Genomic DNA, 6,312 nt, shown 5'->3' with positions numbered 1-6,312 from the left:
GCTGCGGACAGTACGACCGCTCCGCCATCGCGAGGAACTTGGCTGCGTGGTCTTCGGTCAAGCCGGGATTGCGGTTCACGATGATCTTGAGGACCTCCGGGCCCGACTTGCCGTCGCCGACGAGCTTGCACACCGCTTCGGCGGCAATGATGGCTTGGTCGGCACGGCTGTAGGTGATGCCCGCTGCCCGCAGGGCGGCCAGAAAGGACTGGGCGGCCTCACTGTTGACATCTGGCGCGGCGCCCCCGTTGGGGTCGCCGGGCGGAGCACCGCCCCCATTGCCGTAGGCGGGACCGGCCAGGCTGATCATGACGGCTGCGCCGAGCAGGGCCAGGAGTGGTTTCACGATTCCTCGATGTGGCGGGTTGGAGAACCACAGGATATATGGCTGGCCTAAGGCAGCGGATAACGCAGCGGAGCCTGTGCCTGCCCGGGTGGCCACACCACCACCCGCGCACCGTGTTGCCACTGCACGGTCAGCACCTGATGGCCCACCTGTCGGCCGGTGTGCGGGTCGAGCCGGAACCGGCCGAAAAGCGTGGTGCAGCATAAGTTCTGGGCCGCCGCCAACAGCGCCGCGTCATCGGCGGAGCCGGCGTCTTTTAGGCATCGGTGCGCGATCAGGCCGGCGGCGAACGCCTGGGCCGCCGGATACGGCGGGTCGCCGCCGGTCCGGCGCCGATAAGCAGCGACGAACCGGCTGACCGGCGGACCTTCGTCCGGGGACGGGGCGGCCGAGGTCAACCACTGCGCCGGGCCGAGCAGCCCCTCCCGCGTGGCGCCCAGGTCGGCGAGCACCTCCGCGACGCCGGCACCGACGAAGCCGGCTGCCCGCCACCGCCACGCCAACAGCTCAGCAGCGGCCGCCCGCTCCGCGGCGAACGAGCCGACCACCAGCAGCACCGCGGTGTCCGGCTGCGCGGCGCCCGGGTCATGTCCGGTCAGACCCCGGCGGGTAACGGCGAAACCGAGTCCCTGCGCCTCGGCGGCGGCACCGTCGCCGACCGCCCGGCCGAAGCCGGTGTCTGCGGCCAGCAGGCACAGCGTCCGCATGTGCGCGTCGGCCTGCCGCACGGCGCGCAGCGCGCCGTGAAAGTAGGTGTCGGCGGGCGCCAGGATCGACACCACGTTGCCCGCCGGAGGTATCCACGCCCCGCCGTGGTTCCACACCAGCCGGTCCGTGGCAGCGGCCAACGCCGCCGTAGGGCCGCTGCCGTACGGGCCGAACAGCACATCAGGACAAGCACGCTGCGCTAGACGCAGACCCGCGACCGGGTCTGGGTGGGCGTCGACCACGGCCAGTTCCACCCTCCGCGATGACTGCTCACCCGACCACTCGGCCCACAGTGTCAACGCATCCGCGCCGGCCCGCCCGTAGCCGGCCAGCGGACCGGTCAGTGGGGTCACCAGCGCGGCGCGCAGCGGGTCACCGGGGTGTCGGCTCAGTGGCATCGCGACGGGCGAACGCCGGTGCGTGTTCGGGCCGGACCCCGACGCCGACGAAGTAGGCGGGTATCGCCGACAGCCACGGCAATCGATCGATCAGCACGCGCAGTGCCGCCGATTGGGTCGGGTCCTCACCTCGCAGGATCGGATCGATGACCCGGCGGTGCACCATCCGCTGCAGTGATTGCGTCACCGCGGTGGCTAGGGCGCGGCGGCGACGGACAGCGGCCAGGTTCCCAGTCGTGACCCGGTGCCGCAGCAGGGGTTCGGCGAGTAGCGTTGCTGCGGCAACGGCGTCCTGCACCGCCAGGTTGATGCCCACTCCCCCCGCCGGCGACATCGCGTGGGCGGCATCGCCGATGCACAGCAGCCCGCCGGTGTGCCAGCGCCGCAGGCGGTTCACCCGCACGTCGAGGTGCTTGACGTCGTCCAGCGACTTCAGCGCGCCCACCGATTCGGCTGCCGCGGGCAGGAGTTCGGCGATGTCGTGGCGAAACGCGTCCAGGCCCCGCGACCGCAGCTGCGCGTCAGTGCCCTTGGGGCCGAGGTAGGCGATCTGGGAATAGCCTCGCCGGGGAATCACGATCAGGGCCTTGCCCGCGACGATGCGGGGTAACAGGGAAAACTCTCCGGTGCCTTCGCGGGGCAGGCGGAACCACCACACATCGAAGTTCACCGGGTACTCGTGCGTCGCAAGTCCCGCCTCGCGGCGCACGACCGACCACCGGCCGTCGCACGCCACGGTCAGCTCGGCCCGCAGTTCACCGGGTCCGGTGGGGCTTTCATAGCGCACGCCGGTGACGCGACCGGCTGTGGTGAGCAGCCCGGTGACTTCGGTGCGCATGCGCAGCGCGAAGCTCGGCTGGGCCCGGGCGGCGTCGGCAAGCAGGTTCAGCAGATCCCACTGCGGCACCAGCGCGACAAACGGGTGCGGTTGGCGTAACCGTCCAAGACGTCCGAAGTCGACCAAGGTCACCGGACGCCCGTTCAATTCAGCAGTCACCCGGTGGATTTCGGTGTAGGGCAGCTCCGCGAAGCGGTTCCACAACCCGAGCTCGTCGAGCAGTCGCATGGTGGTCGGATGCACGGTGTCGCCACGGAAGTCGCGCAGGAAGTCGCCGTGCTTCTCCAACACGGTGACGTCCACACCGGCCCGGGCCAGCAGCAGCCCCAGGATCATCCCCGCCGGGCCACCGCCGACGATCGCACAGGTGGTGGTCTTGGACATCAGCGGTTGTCGACGCGCCGCGCGCCCAGCTCGTTCTGCAACAGTTCGAGTGCGGCCTCTTCCGGGTCGCGGCGTGGCGCCGACGGGTTGTCGCCCGCAGCTGCGTCTTCAGCGTCGGCTTCGGCCAGCATGGCCTCTTCGTCGGCCTGCCGGGTGGGCGTACCTCCCGCTTGCGGGGTGGGGGCACCTCCCGCTTGCGGGGTGGGGGCACCTCCCGCTTGCGGGGGCGGGTCCGCGGTCACGGCGGCTACCGGCGTCGGTGGATCCGCCCGGTCCGCCTGAGCCCCCGGCGGGGCCCCCGCGTCGCAGCGCACCCGCCAGTCGACGCCGAGCGCATCCTTGAGCGCCTCGACGATGACGTCGGTGTTGCGCTGCTCGGACAGCCGTTTGGCCAACGGCACCGACTCGTGGTTCAGCACCAGCGTGTCGCCCTCCACCGCCCACACGGTGGCCCCGGCCAGCATCACCTCGGTGGTGCGGCTGCGCTGCCGCACCTTGTCGCGCACCGTCGGCCACATGGTCCGCACCGCTGCCACCCCAGGCTCGCCGGGGTTCTGCTGCGCTGGCTCGACCGGGGGTGCGGGCTGCGCGGCCGGGCGTGCCGGAGCCGGCGGCTCGGGCACCCGGGATGACCGGGCATCGGGCTCGGGTGCGGGCTCGGATGCGGGCTCGGCCGATCCTGCCGACCCCGATCTGGGGGCCGGGATCGCCATGTCCAGCCGGTGCTCGATGCGCTCGAGGCGCTGCAGCAACGCGGATTCGGTGTCGGCGGCCGAGGGCAGCAGCAGCCGCGCACATACCACTTCGAGCAGCAGCCGCGGTGCCGTCGCGCCCCGCATCTCGCCCAGGCCGGCGTGCACCACCTCCGCGTAGCGGGTCAACGTCGCCGGGCCGATCCGCGCCGACTGGTCACGCATCCGCTCCAGCACGTCTTCCGGCGCGTCGACCACGCCCTTCGCCGCGGCGTCGGGCACCGCCTGCAGCACGATCAGGTCGCGGAACCGCTCCAACAGGTCGACGGCGAACCGGCGTGGATCGTGACCGGCGTCGACCACAGCTTCGACCGCACCGAACAACGCCGCAGCATCCCCGGCGATCAGGGCGTCGACGGCGTTGTCGATCAGTGCGACATCGGTGGCACCCAATAATCCCAGCGCCCGCTGGTAGGTGACGCGGCGATCCGCTGGGTCCTCAGTCCCGGCCAGCAGCTGATCGAGCACCGACAGGGTGTCCCTCGGTGAGCCACCGCCGGCCCGGATCAACAGTGGGTACACGGCATCGTCGACGGCGACCTCTTCCTGGTCGCAGATCCGCCCGATCAGTTCGCGCATGGTGCGCGGCGCCAGCAACCGAAACGGGTAGTGGTGGGTGCGGGACCGGATCGTGGGCAGCACCTTCTCCGGTTCGGTGGTGGCGAAGACGAAGATCAGATGCTCGGGCGGCTCCTCGACGATCTTGAGCAGCGCGTTGAATCCCGCGGTGGTCACCATGTGGGCCTCGTCGACGATGAAGACCCGATAGCGCGACTGTGCCGGTGCGTAAAACGCGCGGTCCCGCAGGTCCCGGGTGTCATCGACACCGCCGTGGCTGGCGGCGTCGAGTTCGATGACGTCGATGCTGCCCGGCCCGTTGGGCGCCAGGGCGACGCACGAGTCGCAGACACCGCACGGGGTCGGCGTGGGTCCCTGCGCGCAGTTCAGCGAGCGCGCCAGGATCCGCGCCGACGACGTCTTGCCGCAGCCGCGCGGCCCGGAGAACAGGTACGCGTGGTTGACGCGGCTCGCCGACAGCGCGGCGCACAGCGGTTCAGTGACGTGCTCCTGCCCGATGACCTCGGCGAACGTCGCCGGCCGATATTTGCGGTAGAGGGCCACGATCAGCAGGCTACCGATGCGGGCCGACGACGTTGAGATTGCGTCCGGGGTCGTGATTTCGGGAGCTTCGCAGCCCTGCGTGCACTCTCAACGAAGCTGGCAGGCACGCTCGGCGTTAGAGACCGGCAGCAGCGTCTCGGCGGCGGCCAGCAGCGCGCAGCTGCACAGCCCGTCGACGGCGTCGCGCAGGTCGGGCAGCGACGGGAACGTCGGCGCGATCCGGAGGTTCTTGTCGTCCGGGTCGTTGTGGTACGGGAACGACGCGCCCGCCTCGGTCACCGCGATCCCGGCGTCGCGGGCCAGGGCGACGGTCCGCCGCGCAGTGCCGGGCAGCACGTCCAGGCTGATGAAGTAGCCGCCCTTCGGCTTGGTCCACGAGGCGATTCTGGCGTCGCCCAGCCGCTCGGCCAGAATCTCGTCGGCCAGCCCGAATTTGGGGGCCAGGATCTGCTGGTGGCGTCGCATGAGCAGACGCACCCCGTCGGCGTCGCGGAGAAACCGCAGGTGCCGCAGCTGGTTGAGCTTGTCCGGCCCGATCGACTTCTTGCCGGCGTACTGCAGATACCAGGCGATGTTGCCCAGCGACCCGCCGAAGAAGCTGACGCCGGCCCCGGCGAAGGTGATCTTCGACGTGGACGCGAACACGTACGGCCGGTTCGGGTTACCGGCGGCGGCGGCAAGACCCAGCACGTCGATCTGGTGGGGGAAGTCCGTGGTCAGGGTGTGCACCGCGTAGGCGTTGTCCCAGAACAGCCGGAAGTCGCCGGCGGCCGTGCGCATCTGGACCAGCCGGCGTGCCGTCTCCCAGGAGTAGGTGATCCCGGTCGGGTTGGCGAACACCGGGACGCACCACATGCCCTTGATCGCCGGGTCGGCGGCGACCAACTCCTCGATCAGGTCGACGTCCGGGCCGTCCTCACGCATCGGGACCGGGATCATCTCGATGCCCATGGTCTCGTTGATGGCGAAGTGCCGGTCATAGCCGGGAACCGGGCACAAGAACTTGACCGTGGGCTCGGCGATCCAGGGCCGCGGCGAATCCACCCCGCCGTGCAGCATCGAGAAGACCACCACGTCGTGCATGAACTCCAGGCTGGCGTTGTTGCCCGCGATCAGGTTGGGCACGGCGATGCCGAGCAGCTCGCCGAAGACGGCCCGCAGTTCGGGCAGACCGTGCAGTCCGCCGTAGTTGCGGGTGTCGGTGCCCTCGTCGTCGCGGTAGTCAGGACGGTCACTGCTGCCGGGCAGGCTCAGCAGCTTGTTCGACAGGTCGAGCTGTTCGGGTGCCGGCTTGCCGCGGGTGAGGTCCAGCGCCAGCTTCTTGGCCTGCAGGTCGGCGTAGTCGCGCCGGTAACGGTCGTACTGAGCCGCCAGGCCGGCACCAGTGCGGGTTTGCAGCGTCACCGTGCTCCTTTCACCGTCGAGCGCCCCGAGAGCGATGGGACGGCTGACCCCGGTTCAGGGTCCAGGGGACCCCGCGCACCCGCCAGAGCCCATTGACCCTTGCTGCCTTCCAGCCCTGGGGGAGTTCACAGGATAGACGCCGCGCGGGGTCCACCGAAAGTTTAGCGGCGATCGCAAGCGCGGCGGAGCGGGGCGCAGCGGGATCAGCGCCATCAGCTCACTACCTGCCGGTTCGAGTACCGCGAGCCCGTCACAGTGACTCGGCTACCATGACCGACGGAGGATTCGCCTAGTGGCCTATGGCGCTCGCCTGGAACGCGGGTTGGGTTAACAGCCCTCGCGGGTTCAAATCCCGCATCC

5 protein-coding genes and 1 other RNA gene are annotated in these 6,312 nt (G+C 70.3%); all 6 read right to left on the bottom strand.

Annotated features, from left to right (window positions below; all coding sequences use genetic code 11):
* A partial coding sequence (locus AC2VON_RS24635) for a DUF732 domain-containing protein (RefSeq protein ID WP_486955184.1) occupies positions 1-346 on the bottom strand: 346 nt, incomplete at its 3' end.
* A gap of 47 nt (positions 347-393) precedes the next feature.
* Positions 394-1,452, bottom strand: a complete 1,059-nt coding sequence (locus AC2VON_RS24630) for an ABC transporter substrate-binding protein (protein ID WP_486955183.1) — start codon at positions 1,450-1,452, stop codon at positions 394-396.
* On the bottom strand, positions 1,427-2,674 hold the full coding sequence (locus AC2VON_RS24625; protein ID WP_486955182.1) for an FAD-dependent oxidoreductase: 1,248 nt from the start codon (positions 2,672-2,674) through the stop codon (positions 1,427-1,429). Before AC2VON_RS24625 ends, AC2VON_RS24630 begins: the two co-directional genes overlap by 26 nt.
* Entirely contained in the window at positions 2,674-4,548 is a 1,875-nt protein-coding gene (locus tag AC2VON_RS24620) for a DNA polymerase III subunits gamma/tau (RefSeq protein WP_486955181.1), read from the bottom strand. The genes AC2VON_RS24625 and AC2VON_RS24620 overlap by 1 nt, the downstream gene beginning before the upstream one ends.
* 87 nt (positions 4,549-4,635) lie before the next feature.
* Entirely contained in the window at positions 4,636-5,952 is a 1,317-nt protein-coding gene (locus AC2VON_RS24615) for an aspartate aminotransferase type Ic (RefSeq protein ID WP_486955180.1), read from the bottom strand.
* Positions 5,953-6,012: 60 nt separating this feature from the next.
* An RNA gene (gene ffs, locus AC2VON_RS24610) (signal recognition particle sRNA small type) lies at positions 6,013-6,107 on the bottom strand.
* Between the last annotated feature and the right edge of the window lie 205 nt (positions 6,108-6,312).

The sequence above is a fragment of the Mycobacterium sp. TH-M82 genome, assembly GCF_057473605.1.
The sequence above is the reverse complement of the archived record's forward strand: the minus strand, read 5'-3'. Positions and strand labels throughout refer to the sequence as shown.